This window comes from Providencia rustigianii DSM 4541 (genome assembly GCF_000156395.1).
Classification (GTDB): domain Bacteria; phylum Pseudomonadota; class Gammaproteobacteria; order Enterobacterales; family Enterobacteriaceae; genus Providencia; species Providencia rustigianii.
Genome location: NZ_GG703819.1, coordinates 53,194 through 72,316 on the forward strand (window position 1 = coordinate 53,194; position 19,123 = coordinate 72,316).

A 19,123-nucleotide genomic window follows, 5' to 3' on the forward strand; every position below is an offset into this window, starting at 1 on the left:
CAATACGCGATGCCATTAGTTGCTGTGAAATAGTTTCTTGTGTTCCGGTACGTAAATCTTTCAGGGTCACTTGGCTATTTTGAATTTCATCTTCACCTAAGATCAGTGCCAATTTAGCACCTTGTTTATCTGCACGAGCCAGCTGTTTCTTAAAGTTTCCACCACCATGGTTGGTCATTAAGCGTAGAGTCGGCAGTGCATCACGCACTTTTTCTGCCACCAATAAAGCTGCTTGTTGGCTGTTATCACCAAATGAAGCGAGATAAACGTCAGCAACAGAATTATCGGCAGTAAATTCAGGGTTCACTTCTTGAACCAACAGAACCATACGCTCCATACCCATGGCAAAACCTACCGCAGGGGTTGCACGGCCACCGAGTTGCTCAACCAGACCATCATAGCGGCCACCCGCACAGACTGTTCCTTGAGAACCTAATGCCGTTGTTACCCACTCGAATACGGTACGGTTATAGTAATCTAAACCACGAACTAAGCGCTGATTAACGCGGTATTGAATACCCGCGTTATCGAGTAACTTACATAATCCGTCAAAATGCTCACGGGATTCATCATCGAGATAATCAAACAGTGCTGGTGCATCATTTAATAAAGCTTGGACATCTTTATTTTTTGAGTCCAATACACGCAGAGGATTGCTATACATACGACGTTTGCAATCTTCATCAAGTTTATCTTTGTGTTGTTCAAGGAAAGCAACTAAAGCATCACGATAATTAGCTCGCGCTTCCAAAGAACCAATAGAGTTCAGTTCCAATGTTACATGCTCACTGATACCTAAAGCACGCCACCAACGAGCCGTCATTAGAATCACTTCGGCATCGATATCCGGACCAGCAAGGCCGAACACTTCCGCACCTAACTGATGAAACTGACGATAACGACCTTTTTGTGGGCGCTCGTAACGGAACATCGGCCCTAAATACCATAAACGTTGTTCCTGATTGTACAGCAAACCATGCTCAATACCGGCACGTACACAACCTGCGGTATTTTCAGGGCGCAGAGTCAAACTTTCTTCGTTACGGTCATTGAAGGTATACATCTCTTTTTCAACAACATCGGTAACTTCACCAATTGCTCTACGGAATAACGGGGTCTGCTCTACAATCGGGGTACGAATTTCACTAAAGCCATAACCCTGTAAAATATTTTTCAATGTTGCTTCGATTTTTTGCCATACTCTGGTATCTGCCGGCAAGTAATCATTCATGCCTCGGATGGCTTGGATATTTTTTCCCACTTTATTTCTCTATTTTCAGAATTACATTAGGTCGATTATAAGAGCGAAATGTCATCAGGTTCAATCAACAAACTGCAAATCACCCCCTCAATCGGGAATTATCTGTCGATTTTGGTCTCTAATCGTTAATTTTAAGAAAAAACAGCCATAATTAATACCGTTAATCATGGCAATAGATATAAAAACTGACTCTAATGAGCCAGTTTCTAATCATTATTTTTCTAATTGATTAATTTCTATCCGCATGCTTTCATCCATCATCGCCGCTTTAGCACGAATCTTCGCTTCTAACTGATCGATAATTTTATCATTATCAAAGCGTTCTTTTTGGCGAATGCCATCTTCATAGAACCCACTTTTAGTTTTTGCACCCGCCACACCTAAAGTAGACACTTCCGCTTCTCCGGGACCATTCACTACACAGCCAATAATAGAGACATCCATTGGCGTAATGATATCTTCCAGTCGTTGTTCTAGCGCATTGACAGTGCCGATAACATCGAACTCTTGGCGTGAGCACGTTGGGCAAGCGATAAAATTGATTCCACGCGAACGAATACGCAATGATTTTAGAATATCAAAACCGACTTTGACTTCTTCAACAGGGTCTGCTGCCAATGAAATACGTAATGTATCACCGATACCTTCGGATAGCAGCATACCTAAGCCAATTGCAGATTTCACGGAGCCCGCACGTGCGCCCCCCGCTTCAGTGATACCTAAATGCAACGGTTGGTCAATTTTTTGAGCCAATAAACGGTAAGAACCTACCGCAAGGAAAACATCAGATGCTTTTACACTGACTTTAAATTGATCAAAGTTCAATCTATCGAGAATATCAACATGGCGCATAGCAGATTCAACTAATGCTTCAGGCGTAGGTTCACCATATTTTTCTTGGATATCTTTTTCCAATGAACCGCCATTAACCCCAATACGAATAGGAATGTTGTAATGACGAGCGCAATCAACCACTTGGCGGATACGCTCTTCACTACCGATATTACCTGGGTTAATACGCAGGCAATCCACACCATATTCCGCAACTTTCAGGGCTATTCGATAGTCAAAATGGATATCGGCCACTAAGGGAACATCGACTTTTTGTTTGATTAATTTAAAGGCTTCTGCCGCATCCATTGTGGGCACTGATACACGCACAATATCCACGCCTACTCGCTCCAATGCTTTTATTTGGCGAACAGTCGCATCGACATCAGTGGTGCGTGTATTAGTCATTGATTGGACAGCAATTGGTGCGCCATCTCCAACGGGGACATTACCTACATAGATACGAGTGGATTTACGTCTTTTGATTGGTGATTCGTTATGCATTTTAGTTTAATTCTCCGGACATCCATGTGCTCTTTAATACCATGGCATAGTGTATGGTTATTGCTTCTTACGCATCCCACTATACACAAGAAAACAAACTACAAACTATCACAAAGAGTGTTTTAGGATATAGTTTGCTTCTTCTAATTTGCAGTGTCTTTTACGCTTCTGGCAATGTGAATTTTGCTGATCTTTTCGCTTTGATAAAACGACTTAAATCAACATCCTTGCCTTGGAATTGTACTGCCACATTTGCTGGCGCGCCGATATTCAAGCGGTAAGGCTGAGAGCCATCAAGTTCTAATTTGTCGCCGCCATTTTTCATGCCGCTGAATAACACTTTATTATTTGCATCACGAATTTCCAACCAACATTGGCCAGAGAAATTCAAGACCAAACCAGTTGTATTCGCCGCTGGCATATCTGTGGATTCAGTGCTTGCATTTGCTTGCGCTCTATCCACTGATGATGCAGTCTGTGGTGCATTTGGCAGTGGAATTGTTCTCACAGCTTGAGCATCTGCATTACCAGCAATTGGGGTCTCTTGATTGTCAGATAAAACAGGCAACTCGCCAGTTACTGAGGATGTTTGTACCGCACCATTCTCAGTTGCAAGTGGTGCAATCATCGCGGGATTAGTCGGAGCTACAGGCTGACTACTATTATCTTGCTGCGATAAAATTAAATCGTTTTCCGTTGCCATGGTGATAAAATCTTTTTTCTGAGCATTATGATCTTGCCACCACCAAATACCCACCATAGCAATCAAAATAATCACGATCAGCCAAGTGATTTTCATCAACCAGCCTTCACGTTTTTTGCGTTTTTTACCTAGAGAATAGCTTTGCATCGGGGAAACATTGGAAACTTGAGCAGGCGCATCGGTTTTCAAAAATACGCTAATTTCACTTTCTGGGAGACCAACCATTCGAGCATAAAGACGTATATAGCCACGTAAGAATGTTGGCTCAACACCAGCTGGATGAATATCTTGCTCTATTTCCTTTACCGTACTCACTTTAAGGCACAGTCGCTCAGCAACCATTTCCTGCGTCAATCCCTTACGTTCACGGGCTTGCGATAATACTTGTCCTACAGTGATAGAGGTTTGTTCGGTATTATTTTCGATAGTCATTAGCTAGCAACACTATTTCCAAGTTAAAAAAATATAAAGCTGACTTCGCGCCACTTTATCCGTCAGAGTAACTCATAGTTTCTAAACAACAATATAGATTCCTTGTCACTTTAAACATTGTAGGCGAACCAGGGCATTTTGCCTAACATAAAACACCCTGAATCATAACCTAACTCACTGCTTAAATATTATCTATATATCAGACTGCTTTAACTTGGATTGGTTCCCCTGCTAAGCGTTTTTTCAAGGTCCGTTTCGTCCTATCAATAACATCGCCAGCAAGCTGTCCACACGCCGCATCAATATCATCACCACGCGTTTTACGAACTATCGTAGTAAAGCCATACTCCATCAACACTTTAGAGAAGCGGTCAATCCGACTATTTGAGCTGCGGCCATAAGGTGCTCCCGGGAACGGGTTCCATGGGATCAAATTAATTTTACTTGGCGTATTTTTCAAGCATTCAGCTAACTGATGCGCTTGCTCGACACTGTCATTAATATGATCAAGCATCACATACTCGACGGTTACACGCCCAGCATTTGCATTGGATTTAGTTAAATATCGATTCACACTATTTAAAAATGTTTCGATATTATATTTTTTATTGATAGGTACGATTTCATCACGCACATCGTCCGTTGGCGCATGCAGTGAAATAGCTAATGCCACATCAATCATATCGCCCAGTTTATCCAGTGCCGGAACTACGCCGGATGTGGAGATCGTCACGCGGCGTTTTGACAAACCGAAACCAAAATCATCCAACATGATTTCCATCGCGGGAACCACATTGTTCAGGTTGAGTAACGGCTCTCCCATTCCCATCATCACCACGTTGGTAATTGGGCGGCGGCCTGTCGATTTTAATGATCCAATAATTTTAGCGGCACGCCATACTTGCCCAATAATTTCAGATACGCGTAAGTTACGGTTGAAACCTTGTTGAGCCGTTGAGCAGAATTTACACTCAAGCGCACAGCCGACTTGGGAAGAAACACATAATGTTGCGCGATCAGCTTCAGGGATATATACCGTTTCAACCAGTTGGTCACCGACTTTGATGGCCCACTTAATCGTACCATCGGATGAACGTTGTTCATCAGCCACTTCAGGAGCGCGGATTTCAGCCACTTCTTTCAATTTAGTACGTAATACTTTGTTGATATCGGTCATTTGATCGAAATCATCGTAACAATAGTGGTAAATCCACTTCATCACTTGGTCTGCACGGAACGGTTTTTCACCTAATTCAGCAAAAAATTCGCGCATTTGCTTACGATTTAAATCCAGCAAGTTGATTTTCTGGGTATTTTTTTCTGGGGTAATCGATACAGCAGAAGATGTTGCACACTGTGCATTGGTAGTCATATCAGACATTGAGTTTGCCTCGTTGTTACACTTTCGGCAGTGCAAAAAGCACGACGTAAATATTCGGTTGCTATAAAAAAAATAACCCTGTTAACCATAATTATTAACAGGGTGACATATTGTACAAACTTTATATCAATAATGCTAACGCATTATTGAGCACGCCTTAGCGTGGGCAAATTTCGTCAGCAGTGAAGAAATAAGCAATTTCACGTGCAGCAGATTCTTCTGAGTCAGAACCATGCGTTGCGTTTTCAGTGAAGCTGTCAGCATAGTCAGCACGTAACGTACCCGCTAATGCGTTGTCAGGGTTAGTTGCACCCATCAGATCACGGTGACGTTGAATTGCGTTTTCGCCTTCTAATACTTGTAACATGATTGGACCAGAAGTCATGAATTCAACCAGACCATCAAAGAAAGGACGACCTTTATGTTCAGCGTAGAAGCCTTCCGCTTGTTCACGAGTCAGATGCATCATTTTAGCTGCAACGATTGAGAAGCCTGCGTTTTCAAAACGGTTGTAAATTGCACCAATTACGTTTTTCTTAACTGCGTTTGGTTTGATGATAGAAAATGTACGTTGAACAGCCATAAATAACCTCTTAGCGATTGACTTGACTTTGACTCTTTATTCTCTGCTTTTTTACTCTCATTTCGCAAACTGTTTATAGCTTGTCAGGTAAAAGGTGCATATTAAGAACCAAGAATATGTGTCTGTTGTAGTTTTTTATATTGTTTCTATTCCTGATACTAAGGAAGCAGAAAAACAAGGCGTTGATTATAGGGGCTCAGATTACAATTTCCTACAGCCATATCAACATTTTGTTAATCTTTTTATAGCAAAAAATGTCATTTTTTTAATTAAGTCACGGTTTTGTTCTATTACTTCACCCTAAAGTTGATGGCCGTTACCTGTCCACTCAGATCTAAGACAGATATTTGGTAGTTTCCACTTTTTTCCAAGGTCAACAAAATTGAACCATTTTGTTCAGTATTGTTCACTTGCTCACCATTTAAAAACCACCATTTTTGCCCTTGTCCCCCTTGAGTCATCAAGCGTAGGTCTAAACTAATTTTCCCTGGCAAGCGTTGTAATACTTCGCCGTCTCGGATCCCTGAAATTAATAATGGGGGCATTTCAAGGTTTAGTGGTGGGCACGCTTTATCCGGTTTAGGTAATCGACTGGCACGTTTTTCACTTGCTGGTAACCAAGATTCCACCGTAATTGGCCATAAATAAATCTCTTTTTCTTGCGCATTTGGGCAATCTGCCGCAACTTGTAAGCCTTGCTCGTTCACCCACACTTTATGCCGTAGTCCTAATGATGACTCTTGATCTCTGGCCATTAAGGTTGGTGGGATTGTGCTGTCTAAAATCCAGCTTAGACGGCGCTGGCGACAGTTACTATCATCCTTCAGTAACGCCGTACCTCCCGGCCAACAAATGACGGCTTGGCTAACACTGGCAGGTTTTGCATCTTTTGGTAATGGTTCATGGGACTGATAAATCCTCGTCAATAGCATATTATTGACTTGGTTCATAATTGGGATTGCTGTTGCGAATCCGAGTTGCCCCGCCACCGGTGTAGCATCTGGGCGTCCAACCCACACACCGATGGTGTAGCGTGGATTTACCCCTATAGCCCACGCATCACGGTAGCCATAGCTGGTTCCTGTTTTCCACGCCAAATTCAATTGCCCTGATAAGTTTGCATCAGGAACCGGGCGTGCTTCCCCTGCCATGATCCTCCGTACGATCCATGCAGCTCCCGGTGACATTAACGTCCTGTTTCTTACCTGATCTGTCGTGTGAAAGCGTAATGGTGAAACCTGCCCTTGTCGTGCAAATGCACTGTATGCAGAAACAAGGTCTTCCATTCGAGCTGCCGTACCGCCAAGGATCAGCGATAAATTAGGTTCCCCCCCAACCGGGAATCGTAATTCAGTACCGACATTACGCAGCTGTGCAGTAAAGCGCTTACTGCCATACACATCCAGTAATTGCACTACGGGTAAATTTAATGAACGAACTAAGGCATCACTGACACTGACTGGTCCATTAAAACCGCTGTCGAAGTTACCAGGGCGATAATCATTAAATCGTCGAGGAACATCCTGTAATAATGACTCTGCATGAATCAGTCCATCATCCATCGCTAAGGCATACAAAAAAGGTTTTAATGTGGAACCGGGCGAACGCCATGCATTGATCATATCGACGTGCCCAAACCGGCTATCATCTTGAAAATCAATGGAGCCAATATAGGCTTTGACGCTCATATCCGTATGATCCACCACTAGCAGACCGAGGGATGTCTGTTTGGGTAGCTGGTTTTTCCAGTTCATTGCCATCTCTTCAAGCTGCCTTTGCATACTTGCATCAATGGTTGTTTCCACAATAGACTCTTGAGAACCTTTAATTACACGGCGAGCAAGCAACGGTGCTAAATGAGGATTTTTCCGTGGTGCTAACCAAATTTGCTCTTGTTTAACTTCCACCACTTTTTCTGGAGTCCAGACCTTAAACTCTACCAATCTATCTAAAACTTTATCTCGTGCCGCTTGAGCACGCTCTGGATATCGGTCTGGCCTCAAACGACTTGGCGCTTGGGGTAATACTGCAAATAATGCCGCTTCACTCGCCGTTAATTTGTCTGGCGCTTTATTAAGATATACCCAACTTGCCGCACCAATTCCCTCAATCGTTCCACCGTAAGGCGCTCGGTTAAGGTACATTTCAAGGATTTCATCCTTTGAATAATGGTATTCCAACTGAGCTGTACGCCACAGCTGCTTGAGTTTGCCCCCAAAAGTACGCTCGTGAGGATCAATCAACCTTGCTACCTGCATGGAAATGGTACTGCCACCAGAAACAATACGCCCAGAGCTGGCTAATTGCCCTGCCGCACGCATTAATGAAAAAGGATTAACTCCCGGATGCTGATAGAAATGGCGATCTTCATAGGTTAATAAAGCATCAATAAAATCAGGGGAAACCTCATCCAATTTGACAGGAAAGCGCCAAATCCCTTCTTTATCTGCAAATCGCCACAATGGGGTGCCATCTGCTGCCACAACAGTGCGCGCCATCTCAATTTGCTTAATCGGCAATGGCCAAATTTTATCCGCAGCTATAAAGGCGACAGGCAAGACTACGACTAGGAAAACCAGTATCCACCCTGTGCGACGTAACCATTTCTTCATTTGTAAACATACCGCTAGTTATTATTGATTTTATAATGCTAAAAAAGAGGGAAAACAAACTGCTTCCCTCTTTTTATTCACTCATTAAGCCATTATTTCTATGGCTTAGTTTCTTGATTAGCGAACAATTTCCAATTGACCATCCGCATAACCCGTTGCACGCCACTCAGGGACATACATGGATTCCACTTGAGGTACAGGGTTGTTATAAACCCCCGGCGTCACTGCTCGAGCCAAATAAACCAGCGTTGTTGGACGATATTGCTGAACTTCTACTGCTGCCACGAAGCGGTCATCACGGTATTCCATATGACGAACTTGCGACTGCTGCATGTCATTAATCATCTCTTGCAGATTTGGCGCAGACTCACTGAGATTCGCACTACTATTCGCTAAGTTCTGATTTTCCAACTCTAGACCAGCAGGCAGTAAATCAACCACCAGCGCATCTGGCACTGTCTGTGATGCATTAACTTCCAGTTTGACCACCACCATTTCACCCGTTCTTAATCTATCTAATGAAACACGGTTACCTTTCATATCATAGTAACTACGCTTAATATCTAAGACGTTCGAAGAGGGTTTTGGTGAACGTAATGGGTAACCCACAACGTTCAAGCGTGTGTACAGCGTATTGGTTCCGCTGTTTTCAACGCTATATCCATTTTGCAATTGGTCTTTTGATAAAAACTCACTCACAGGTTTATCCGAAACAACCGGCGGCTGTTGGCCATTGACTAACGCTTTCCACGGTGTTTCTGTCTCGTTTATATAATAACGACCCGCCAAGTATAGTGAGTTACTCTCTTGCGTTGAAAAATAACCTTTTGACGTCAAATTATTAGACAGCGTTTGTAACTTCTGATCACGGGATTTTGGCATCAGCTTATATTCATTAAGTAATGCAACAATCATTGCATCATCACGGATGGCTGAACCGTAATCACCAATATAATTATAGCGAGTACGTTGTTTTTTCAATCCATCGATAATTGCGCTTTCACCTCGGGCTTTATCTCCCATCAGGTTTAAAGCGATACCCAATTGAACTAACGCTAAGCCACTCGTCGCTCTATCTGCATGACCATAAATTTGGCGCAAAGCACCCAGAGGAGCTTTTTGTTGGCTCGCCAACACTAACCCTGCGTAAGATTGAGTTGCAAAGCGAGAAGCTTCTTGATTATCGGTGTATGGATAGTTCACTAAATTGCCATCTTGTAGGTAACTTAATAAACGCGCATTGGCATTATTCAGTGCATCTTGCGGTACTGTGAAGCCACGCTGGTTAGCTTTATTCAAGAAATCTGCTGCATAGGCTGTTAGCCAGTATTCTTCACTGCCATTTTTATCCCATAGTGAGAAACTACCATCATCACGCTGCATACCCAGTAAATGCGGGATCCCTACCTCAATAGCTTTATGGCGCTCGGCATCGGTTTGCGTTTTGATACCTAGCTGATTCAGCTCTGCTTGAGTCGAGAATAACGATGGATATAACCCACTCACCGTTTGCTCAAGACAACCATATGGATAGGCAAATAGTTCACGGATATAACGGGCAATTTGCAGAGGAGGACGGCTCGTTAATAGTACTTGCCCTTCTAAGGTATCTGCCTGTAGGTAAGCAAAATCATTGGTTGGTAGTGACCACACTTCGCCCGGTTCAATCGCTGTCGCAAAAGAAACAGTTTCCGCTGGCTGTGCAGGTCTAACCCCCACTTTCCAACTATTTTTGTACTCTTTTTCCGCTTCTCCGGCGATTTTCACGCCATTGACCGTCATTGAGACTTCACCTTCGCCAAAACCATAGTCCGCGCTAACAGGTAAGGTCAGTGTGGTACGCTTGCCTTTCGTCAGTTCAACTTCACGGCTAGAAACACCGTCCAGTTTCACCATTCCTGACGCTTTGAATGATACCGTCACATTTTGGGTGCTATCGGTCATGTTAGTGAGGTCAAGCGCAAAATAGGACTTATCGCCACCCGCCATAAAACGTGGCATCGACATTTGGGTTACTAATGGTGCAGCGACAGTTACTTTACTGTCTGCATGTCCAAAGTCTTTTTGGTTCCATGCTTGCGCCATTAAACGTAGCTCTCCGTTAAAATCAGGGATAGCCAGTGTAATTTCACCTTCACCATTTTCATCAAGAGTGACTGGAGCCGCTTGTTCAGCGATAATTTTCACTTCAGTTAATGGTTTCTTACCACCGCGTTCAAGAGCAGCATCTTCACCATCACCGCCAAAACGTAAGTTCGCCAGCTTACCTTGACCTTCAATAAGGTGACCATAAACATCGTATTGATCAACGCTATAGCGCTTACGACCAAAGAAAGCATCGTATGGATCTGGGGTTTTAAAATCCGTGATATTCAGAACGCCAGTATCCACTGCGGATAGTAATACATTCACTTTTTCAGGTAATGGCTTACCATCTTGTGCAGTTGCTTTGATCTTCACTTTGAGATCTTGATTTGGACGCATTTTCGTCGGTGAATTTAGCGCTAATGAAATCTTACGATTCTCGTCTGCTAGCGGTAAATGCAGTACACCAACCGCACGTTTAACCGTAGCTTCTTTCGAATCATCACCCGGACGCACCACCACCGCGGAGATATACAAGTCATGGCGAGCCCACTCTTTATTGACTGGGACTTCAACGTCTAAGCCGCTAGCGGGTACATCAATTTCCTCCCACCACAGCGGTCCATTACTGGATTCAAGCAAGATATAACCCTTACCTGCTTTTGGTGATTCGATACGTACTTTGGCTTTTTCACCTGGTAAATAAGCGGGTTTATTTAAGCTTAATTTCACTTGGTCAGGACGAACAGAACCACTGCCTCCAGTATTGTCTTGCCATGAATAGCCAGCCCAGAATTGAAGGCTACTCACCAACTGATTTTCTGGATTAATCACTTCTAAACGGAAAGAGCCCCAATCAACAGGGAATGATAGCTTCGCCGTGCCATCTTTTTCGATGGTAATGTTTTCATTTGCCATCACCAGATCTTTCTGATCATAGTTAGAACCCCAACCACCACTTTCTGACCAGCTCCAGTAATAATCTCTACGTTCATACACTAAACGTACCGTCAAATTTTGCGCTGCCAGTTTATTACCTGCGGCATCAGCCATGACGATTTCAAATTCAGCAAGTGAATTTTCATCAACGTTATATCGTTGGGCATAACGGTCTGTTCGGTAATCGTAAATTTCTTTCTTCGCAAACAGAGGGCGAATTCCCACTAACTCATTTGCTGGCCAAATAGCTTGTTCAGCGCGACGAGTTACAGGGCGACCACCCGCCTCTAGCAAGCTGGCTTGTAACACAGCAGTAATTGGTGAACGGGTCGACTCCCAGTTACTTTGTGGCAATGAAATTACTGTTTCGCCGCCATCATCCAGCGTTAAGTCAAATTCATCCAGTTTACGCGGTAGCCCTTCTTCATTCATGGCTCCAAACTCAAAGCCCGGCAGTTTTGCAACGGCTTCACGGTTAGCCTTCAGTAGCACCTGACCTTGTAATTCATTGTTTGCTGCAGGCGCGCCATACAAATAGCGACCTTTAATATCAAATTCAACAGATTCAGAATTCAATACTGGTTTATCATTGCCAGTAATATCTAATGCCATACGTTCTGGCATAAAATCTTCAACATTAAATTTGTAATAACGCTGTGGAGAACCATCCCCTAAATCGAAACGTAATGACCAACCACCTGTTTCTGCATTTTTAGGAATTTCAAATTGATACTGATACAGACCATCTTGTTTATCATCACCTTGCCATACAAAGCTTCTGAAGACCTGACCATCTGTTTTTAAAATATCCACTTTCACTGGCTGAGATTTTACTGGGTTACCATTGCCATCACGTAGCAAACCATTTACCAACAGTAATTCCCCTGGGCGATACAGGTCACGAGGTCCGAATACAAATAATTGTTTCGCAAAGCCCGAAGGTCCTGAAATATCAAATTCAGAAAGGTCTAGTGCAGGCTGAGTCAGGTCGATCATGCTGGTTTGCCCTTCATGGGTTGCCAACAATAATTTACCTCCTGCCAATTTTTCTAATTGTGCATGACCATCACCATCGGTCGTACCCTTGGTCACTAATTGACCTTTTTCATCCAGAATACGTAGTTCAACGCCTTTGATTGCTGAACCTTTCGCTAAAGATTGCGTAAACACATCAACGCGATCTTGATAGCTGTGCAGGGATACCCCAATATCACTCAGCGTGAATACTGTCGCAGGGAATTGATAACTGTAGCTACCCGCTTTTTGCATAATGGCTAAATAGACACCATCTTGCTGTAATTCTTTGATATCTTTTAATGGTAGCAGGATAGATTGACGGGTATTTTTATCAGGATTAAGGTCGAAACGTCCTGTATACGCTAGCTCAACTTTGTCGAGAAACTCTTCTGAATACCAATATTCGTAATTACTGCGGTATTGCCACATCGCTAAAAATTGCGGTAGCTGCTTTTCATCAACTCGGAAAAAGTTAACATCAACTTTATCGACGTTTAACGCAATAACAGGCAAGCCTTGAGCCACCTTACTTGGCAATAAAGAACCTTTACTTGCAAAGCCTACGGTAGGAATAATTTGTGCGGTTTGGAGCTTTTTCTCAAAATTGCTCAACAGGGTACGTTCGTTAACTGCTTTAACTCCAGGTGTAACAGAAAGGTTTAACTCTTTTGATGGCGGCAGATGACGGAAACGTAATTCCATTTGGTTATCAGACAGTTCCCAGTCCCCATCTAATTTACCCGCTTTAACATCTACAAGATTTAGATATTGACCGAAGTTTTGGTTAGGTTGTAATGGTACAGAAAAAGTGACAACCATTGCACTGGCACCGTCTAATTGCAGCTCGGATGCATCAAGGATCTCAAGATCTTTACCTGCATACTTTTTAACCATCTCTTCATTCGATAGTTTTGGTGCGGATTTTTTTTGCTCTGCAACTGGCGCGGTTTTAGTCGTATTTTCTGTTGTCACAGGCGCCGAAACTGCACTCTCTTTTTTGGCTGTATCTTCGCTATTATCACAGCCTGCTAGCGCAACAACGGATGCTAATGCTAATGCGAGATAACGTTTTTTGGTTTTTAGACCCGCCAATGAACTCCAACTTGATTGTTGTTTCATTACCGCCCCATCCTCTATTGAGTTAAATTTATTATGTTTGTTAGGCTCAAATACATTTTTTGAACCCTAAAAATTAGATATGACTGAAATGTGTGTAATCAACAGTCATTAATTCAAGCGTGATTGTTCATATAATTTAACAGAATGTAACGGGAAGACATATCAGACAAAACGTAAAAATAAAGGCTGAACAGAGTCAGCCTTTATTTTTGTGAAGAAAGAGGTTTACGTATTAACAATAGGAATAGTATCACGTAAAAAACTACCTAATCGGCGCTGATAGAAAGGCGCTACATGTTTGGTGATGAAATGACTAATACCCGTTTCTTCATCATTCACAATACAAAAATCAATGGATTCATCATCATCAATATACTCACAAGCAATGCTACCAGCTTGATGAATGATCTCATCAATATTTTCAGTACCCGACACAAATTCCAATGCAATCATTAAAATGTCGTCATACTGTTTTTTTTCAATTTCCTGAACGGACACAATAAACCCACGGCGAATCACTTTATGCTGCTTAAAAAACTCACTCAAAGCAGCCGTTAATTCTTTAGGTTCTTGCTCTAGAACGCTTAACTTTAGCGAGGAGCCTTCCGGAATAGTCAGTTCCGTAAATTGAATATCGGATTGTGTATTTGTTGCTTGATTATTTGATTGTTGCGACATTGAGCATCCTCTGCAACGTGAAAATATGCACTCTATTTTCAATAAGCCTAAAAACAAAAAATCAATTTATACGCATAAATTAGTTGAGTGCAGGAAGCGAATAAATGCTTCACTGCAACTCATTATATCGCGAATTATTTTGCTTTTTTGAGAAGTAGGTTCGCTAATGTTCTCACGCCAATTCCAGTTGCGCCTTCGGCCCATAAACTTACAGGTGATTTACGGTAAGTTGCGGAGCAGTCAATATGCACCCAATTTTGACGATAGTTTTCAACAAAATGAGATAAAAATGCAGCGGCGGTACTTGCTCCCGCTGTATGCGATGGCGCAGCAATATTATTCAGATCTGCAAAACCTGATGGTAATTGTTGGCGATGGAATTCTGCTAACGGTAAACGCCAAAATAATTCAAACTCTTCATCAGAAGAGGACATAAGCTCAGAAACCAGCTTATCGTCAAAACTCAACACTGAGTGGTAATCGTTGCCTACTGCCGTTTTAGCTGCACCCGTTAATGTTGCAGCATCGATAATCAAGGTCGGTTTTTCTTTACTTGCATCAATCAGACCGTCAGCCAGAACTAAACGCCCCTCCGCATCCGTATTCATGATTTCAACAGATTTACCATTACGGTAGCGAATAATATCCCCTAATTTAAAGGCATTACCGCTCACCATGTTATCTGCGATGCACAGGATTAATTTCACACGCTTGTTTAAACCACGCGTGATCGCTAAAGCTAAAGAGCCAACCAGTGTTGCTGCTCCGCCCATATCGGCTTTCATTGAGTTCATTGATGCCGATGGCTTAATACTATAGCCCCCTGAATCAAAAGTGATGCCTTTACCCACTAAACAGGCAAATACTGGCGTTTTATCATTACTACCGGGGTTGTAATCCAATGCTAACAAAACTGGTGGGCGATTAGAGCCACGACCAACAGCATGGATACCTGTGTAGCCTTGTTCTAATAAGTCATCGCCTTTCACAATACGGTAGCTAATATCGTGTGCGCCAACTTTGCACAGTAAATCGATAGAACGTTGAGCTAGCTGCTCTGGACCTAACTCTTCAGCAGGCGCATTAATAATATCGCGAACCCAATCGATCGTATTGATTCGTTGTTCTAATTCTTTACGGTCGGCTTCAGCTAATACTGGCCATTCAATAGTTCTTGCACCTTTAGGTGCACGAAAACCTTGCCAAAATGCCCAACTTTTTTCTAGATCCCAGCCTTCGCCAATTAATGCAACATTACGAATGCCTTGACCATCCAGTTTACGACCTGCACTTTGCACCGCACAAAGCTTGCCGGGGTGCTTAAGATGGATAGTCATGCCTTTATCACTTGAACTTAACAAGGCGCCTTCACCCCAGCATGGTGCTGCGGGTTCGCAAGTAATCATTACTGGCATAATTTGTTTTGTCATCGTATCTCTCACTTTATCCACTGTGCTTATTGTCGCGAAACGTTAAATTTAACGCATCATTTTTCGCCACAAAATAATGTTTCTTCGTCAACTATACCCTAAAAATAGCAATAATATTGGGTTAACTTTCTATCAGATTGATAGGCGTACTTTAGAATATTTTACTCCGTGATAATAAAAATCACAGGTAGACAGACATAAAAAAACCGGATGCTATCTGTTATAGCTATCCGGTTATTTATCAGTGATTGCTTACTCGAACTCATCCAACCACACTAACAAAATTGCTTCTAAGATTTTTTCGTTTGATTTTTGTGGGTCATCTTCAAAATCTTCTAAGTCACAAATCCATTGGTGCATATCGGTGAAACGCACTGTTTTTGGATCAATATCCGGGTAAGCATCATACAACGCTTCACCAATTTCACGGCTGTTTGTCCATTTTAAGCTCATATTTTTTCCAAATTCTACAAAGTCAGTTTTTTGGATTATACCGCTCTAAATAGTTCATATTGTAGCTAGGCGGCAAAAGAGTTAATCCCTAGGAGCATACAAAAGTATGTGATTAGGGTTAACGAATGCAGCCAACAACGCTACGGCGAGAACTATGACGAGCAAAGCGGCAAAAAGAGTTAATCCCTAGGTGCATACAAAAGTATGTGACTAGGGTTAGCGAATGCAGCCAACAACGCTACGGCGCAAAATATAACGAGCATCAGTGTTCGCGAGCGTGGTTAATCGTATACTTCGGAATATCGACAACGAGGTCTTCATCCGCAACCAGTGCCTGGCAGCTTAAGCGGCTTTCTGGTTCTAAGCCCCATGCTTTATCTAGCATGTCGTCTTCAAGTTCGCTGCTCTCTTCCAATGAATCGAATCCTTCACGGACGATACAATGACATGTGGTACATGCACAGGATTTTTCACAGGCATGGTCAATTTCGATTCCATTGCGCAATGCTACGTCTAAAATTGATTCGCCCTCTTGTGCGTCAACAACCGCACCTTCCGGACATAAAGAACTATGAGGTAAAAAAACTATTTTAGGCATAATTATATCTCATCCACAGAATGGCCTGACAACGCTTGGCGGATGGAAGCATCCATTCGACGAGCAGCAAACTCCTGTGATTTTTTATCCAGTTGTTTAATTGCATTTTCAATTACGGTAGGGTCAGTTCCCTCTACCGCTTGGATTAACTCATTGACCGCATTATCAATTTCTGACTCTTCTTTCGGTGTCAGTAAATGTGCATCTTGCTCTAATGCGCTCGTTAAACTTTCAAGCACTCTTGCTGCTTCAACTTTTTGCTCCGCTAAGCGGCGCGCATTTAGATCATCCTGCGCGTTAGCCATTGAATCTTTAATCATGGTTGAAATTTCAGTGTCAGTTAAACCATAAGATGGCTTAACTTGAATCGAAGCCGCGACACCAGTGGATTTTTCCATCGCACTTACACTAAGCAAGCCGTCAGCATCCACTTGGAATGTGACTCGAATATGTGCGCCGCCAGCAGCCATTGGTGGAATATCACGTAACGTAAATCGAGCTAATGAGCGGCAATCTGCGACCATTTCACGCTCACCTTGGACAACATGAACGCTCATCGCCGTTTGCCCATCTTTAAACGTGGTAAATTCTTGAGCTCGAGCGACAGGGATTGTCGTGTTACGTGGAATAACTTTTTCCACTAAACCGCCCATGGTTTCTAACCCTAATGACAAAGGAATCACATCTAATAGCAACATATCGCTATCAGGTTTATTTCCCACTAAAATATCGGCTTGAATAGCTGCACCGATCGCAACGACTTTATCAGGATCAATGGAGGTTAATGGTATACGCCCAAAAAACTCACCCACTTTTTTTCTGACTAATGGTACTCGTGTTGAACCACCGACCATGACTACATTAAGAACTTCACTCGCCTCAACGCCAGCATCTTTTAACGCTCGGCGACACGCCATTAAAGTACGTTTAATATGAGTTTCAATCAGAGATTCAAATGTTTCACGGTTTATTTCGCCCTGCCAATTTGGCAAGGTGATAGTGACAGATTCAGCATCACTTAACGCCACTTTAGTTTCTGTCGCAATGTTCAACAGCTGGCGAGTTAAACGGTGATTACCTTGAACGGAAAGACCGGCCTGTGCCGCAATCCATTCAGCGAGAACTTGGTCGAAATCATCACCACCCAGTGCAGTATCACCACCGGTGGCTAAAACTTCAAACACACCACGAGTTAGACGTAAAATAGATACGTCAAAAGTTCCGCCGCCAAGGTCATAAACCGCGATAACCCCTTCTTGTCCAGAATCTAAACCATAGGCAATTGCAGCAGCGGTAGGTTCGTTTAATAAACGTAGTACATGCAATCCTGCCAAACGAGCAGCATCTTTAGTACCTTGACGCTGTGCATCATCGAAATAAGCTGGCACAGTGATCACGACACCGTCCATTTCACCACCCAGCGTTTGTTCTGCCCTTTTGGCTAAGGTTTTCAAAATGTCAGAAGAAACTTGAATAGGATCTACTTGCCCAGCTGCAGTTTGGATAAACGGCAAACCATTTTCGCTGGCTGTAAGTTGGTAAGGTAATTCAGGGTAACGTTTCTGGATATCAGCTAATGAGCGTCCCATCATACGTTTCACTGAAATAATGGTATTAACAGGATCTTGCTCTGAAAGTTGTTTTGCTTCCCATCCAACGATTCGGCTATCCGCTTGGTAATTAACAATTGACGGTAACAAGTCACGACCTTGGTCATCAGGTAACGTCGCCGCCTCACCACTGCGTACTGTCGCAATCAAAGAGTGAGTTGTCCCCAGATCGATCCCTGCTGCTAATTTGCGCTGGTGTGGCGCCGCAGTCATGCCAGGTTCGCTAATTTGTAATAAAGACATAGTGGTTTTCTCTTAAAAGTCGTCTAGTAACCGTTCTTCGAGTTGCTCAGCCTGTTGCTGTAACTTATCGAGAAAACGCAATTTGCGTACGGTATCTGCGGCTTGTTCCCACTGCATACCATCAAGCTGAGTGACCATTAAAGCGCTACGTATCTGTTGCATTTGTTTGACTTTTTTCATGAACTCAGACAGTTGTTCAAGCGCTTGCGAGCTATTTTCAATACCATCTAATTCTTCACGCAGCTCTAATTGCTCCATCAAAAATGCAGTATCGTGCATGGTATGCTGTTCGTTATTAATGTCAAAACCATGCAGTAAAAGCATATACTCCGCACGTTTTAGCGGATGACGAAGAGATTGATATGCCGCATTGATAGTTGCAGCATGTTGGAGGGCTTGCATTTTTTCCTGTTCGGAACAGGTTGCAAAGCGATCTGGATGATACTGTCGCTGTAGTTCTTGAAAGCGATGCGTGAGTTGCTCACTGTCAATCGCATAGTTTGGGGTTAGCCCAAAAAGAGTAAAATAATCCATAAGTGCTCAGTTTCTCGAACCGGGTACCAATGTAGCTAACTTAACTAAATATCATGTTGCCATTAGTATCATGCTAGTTACATTGGTCAAAGTCATGTTCATTTGAAGAC

The 19,123-nt window shown here is 42.8% G+C and carries 13 protein-coding genes; all 13 read right to left on the reverse strand.

Annotated elements, in window-relative coordinates:
- A partial coding sequence (gene hisS, locus PROVRUST_RS10080) for a histidine--tRNA ligase (RefSeq protein ID WP_006814685.1) occupies window positions 1–1,261 on the reverse strand: 1,261 nt, incomplete at its 3' end.
- 213 nt (window positions 1,262–1,474) lie between these two features.
- The gene (ispG, locus tag PROVRUST_RS10085; RefSeq protein ID WP_006814686.1) at window positions 1,475–2,596 is read right to left on the reverse strand and encodes a flavodoxin-dependent (E)-4-hydroxy-3-methylbut-2-enyl-diphosphate synthase; all 1,122 of its coding nucleotides are present in this window, start codon (window positions 2,594–2,596) and stop codon (window positions 1,475–1,477) included.
- 160 nt (window positions 2,597–2,756) lie between these two features.
- The gene (gene rodZ, locus PROVRUST_RS10090) at window positions 2,757–3,731 is read right to left on the reverse strand and encodes a cytoskeleton protein RodZ (protein ID WP_006814687.1); all 975 of its coding nucleotides are present in this window, start codon (window positions 3,729–3,731) and stop codon (window positions 2,757–2,759) included.
- 199 nt (window positions 3,732–3,930) lie between these two features.
- Complete coding sequence (gene rlmN / locus PROVRUST_RS10095) at window positions 3,931–5,103, reverse strand: dual-specificity RNA methyltransferase RlmN (RefSeq protein ID WP_473086654.1); 1,173 nt, start codon at window positions 5,101–5,103, stop codon at window positions 3,931–3,933.
- A gap of 166 nt (window positions 5,104–5,269) precedes the next feature.
- On the reverse strand, window positions 5,270–5,695 hold the full coding sequence (ndk, locus tag PROVRUST_RS10100) for a nucleoside-diphosphate kinase (protein WP_006814689.1): 426 nt from the start codon (window positions 5,693–5,695) through the stop codon (window positions 5,270–5,272).
- A 290-nt stretch (window positions 5,696–5,985) separates the two neighbouring features.
- On the reverse strand, window positions 5,986–8,307 hold the full coding sequence (gene pbpC, locus PROVRUST_RS10105; protein ID WP_006814691.1) for a peptidoglycan glycosyltransferase PbpC: 2,322 nt from the start codon (window positions 8,305–8,307) through the stop codon (window positions 5,986–5,988).
- A gap of 117 nt (window positions 8,308–8,424) precedes the next feature.
- The gene (locus tag PROVRUST_RS10110; RefSeq protein WP_006814692.1) at window positions 8,425–13,467 is read right to left on the reverse strand and encodes an alpha-2-macroglobulin family protein; all 5,043 of its coding nucleotides are present in this window, start codon (window positions 13,465–13,467) and stop codon (window positions 8,425–8,427) included.
- Between the two features lie 225 nt (window positions 13,468–13,692).
- Window positions 13,693–14,145 carry an enhanced serine sensitivity protein SseB C-terminal domain-containing protein gene (locus tag PROVRUST_RS10115; RefSeq protein WP_006814693.1) on the reverse strand — a complete coding sequence of 151 codons (453 nt, stop codon included), beginning with the start codon at window positions 14,143–14,145 and terminating at the stop codon, window positions 13,693–13,695.
- Window positions 14,146–14,279: 134 nt separating this feature from the next.
- Entirely contained in the window at window positions 14,280–15,575 is a 1,296-nt protein-coding gene (gene pepB, locus PROVRUST_RS10120; protein WP_039855048.1) for an aminopeptidase PepB, read from the reverse strand.
- A gap of 252 nt (window positions 15,576–15,827) precedes the next feature.
- On the reverse strand, window positions 15,828–16,028 hold the full coding sequence (iscX, locus tag PROVRUST_RS10125) for a Fe-S cluster assembly protein IscX (RefSeq protein ID WP_006814696.1): 201 nt from the start codon (window positions 16,026–16,028) through the stop codon (window positions 15,828–15,830).
- Window positions 16,029–16,290: 262 nt separating this feature from the next.
- Complete coding sequence (gene fdx / locus PROVRUST_RS10130; RefSeq protein WP_006814697.1) at window positions 16,291–16,626, reverse strand: ISC system 2Fe-2S type ferredoxin; 336 nt, start codon at window positions 16,624–16,626, stop codon at window positions 16,291–16,293.
- A 2-nt stretch (window positions 16,627–16,628) separates the two neighbouring features.
- On the reverse strand, window positions 16,629–18,479 hold the full coding sequence (hscA, locus tag PROVRUST_RS10135) for a Fe-S protein assembly chaperone HscA (RefSeq protein ID WP_006814698.1): 1,851 nt from the start codon (window positions 18,477–18,479) through the stop codon (window positions 16,629–16,631).
- A gap of 12 nt (window positions 18,480–18,491) precedes the next feature.
- A complete protein-coding gene (gene hscB, locus PROVRUST_RS10140; protein ID WP_006814699.1) occupies window positions 18,492–19,013 on the reverse strand; it encodes a co-chaperone HscB in 522 nt (173 codons plus the stop codon).
- Between the last annotated feature and the right edge of the window lie 110 nt (window positions 19,014–19,123).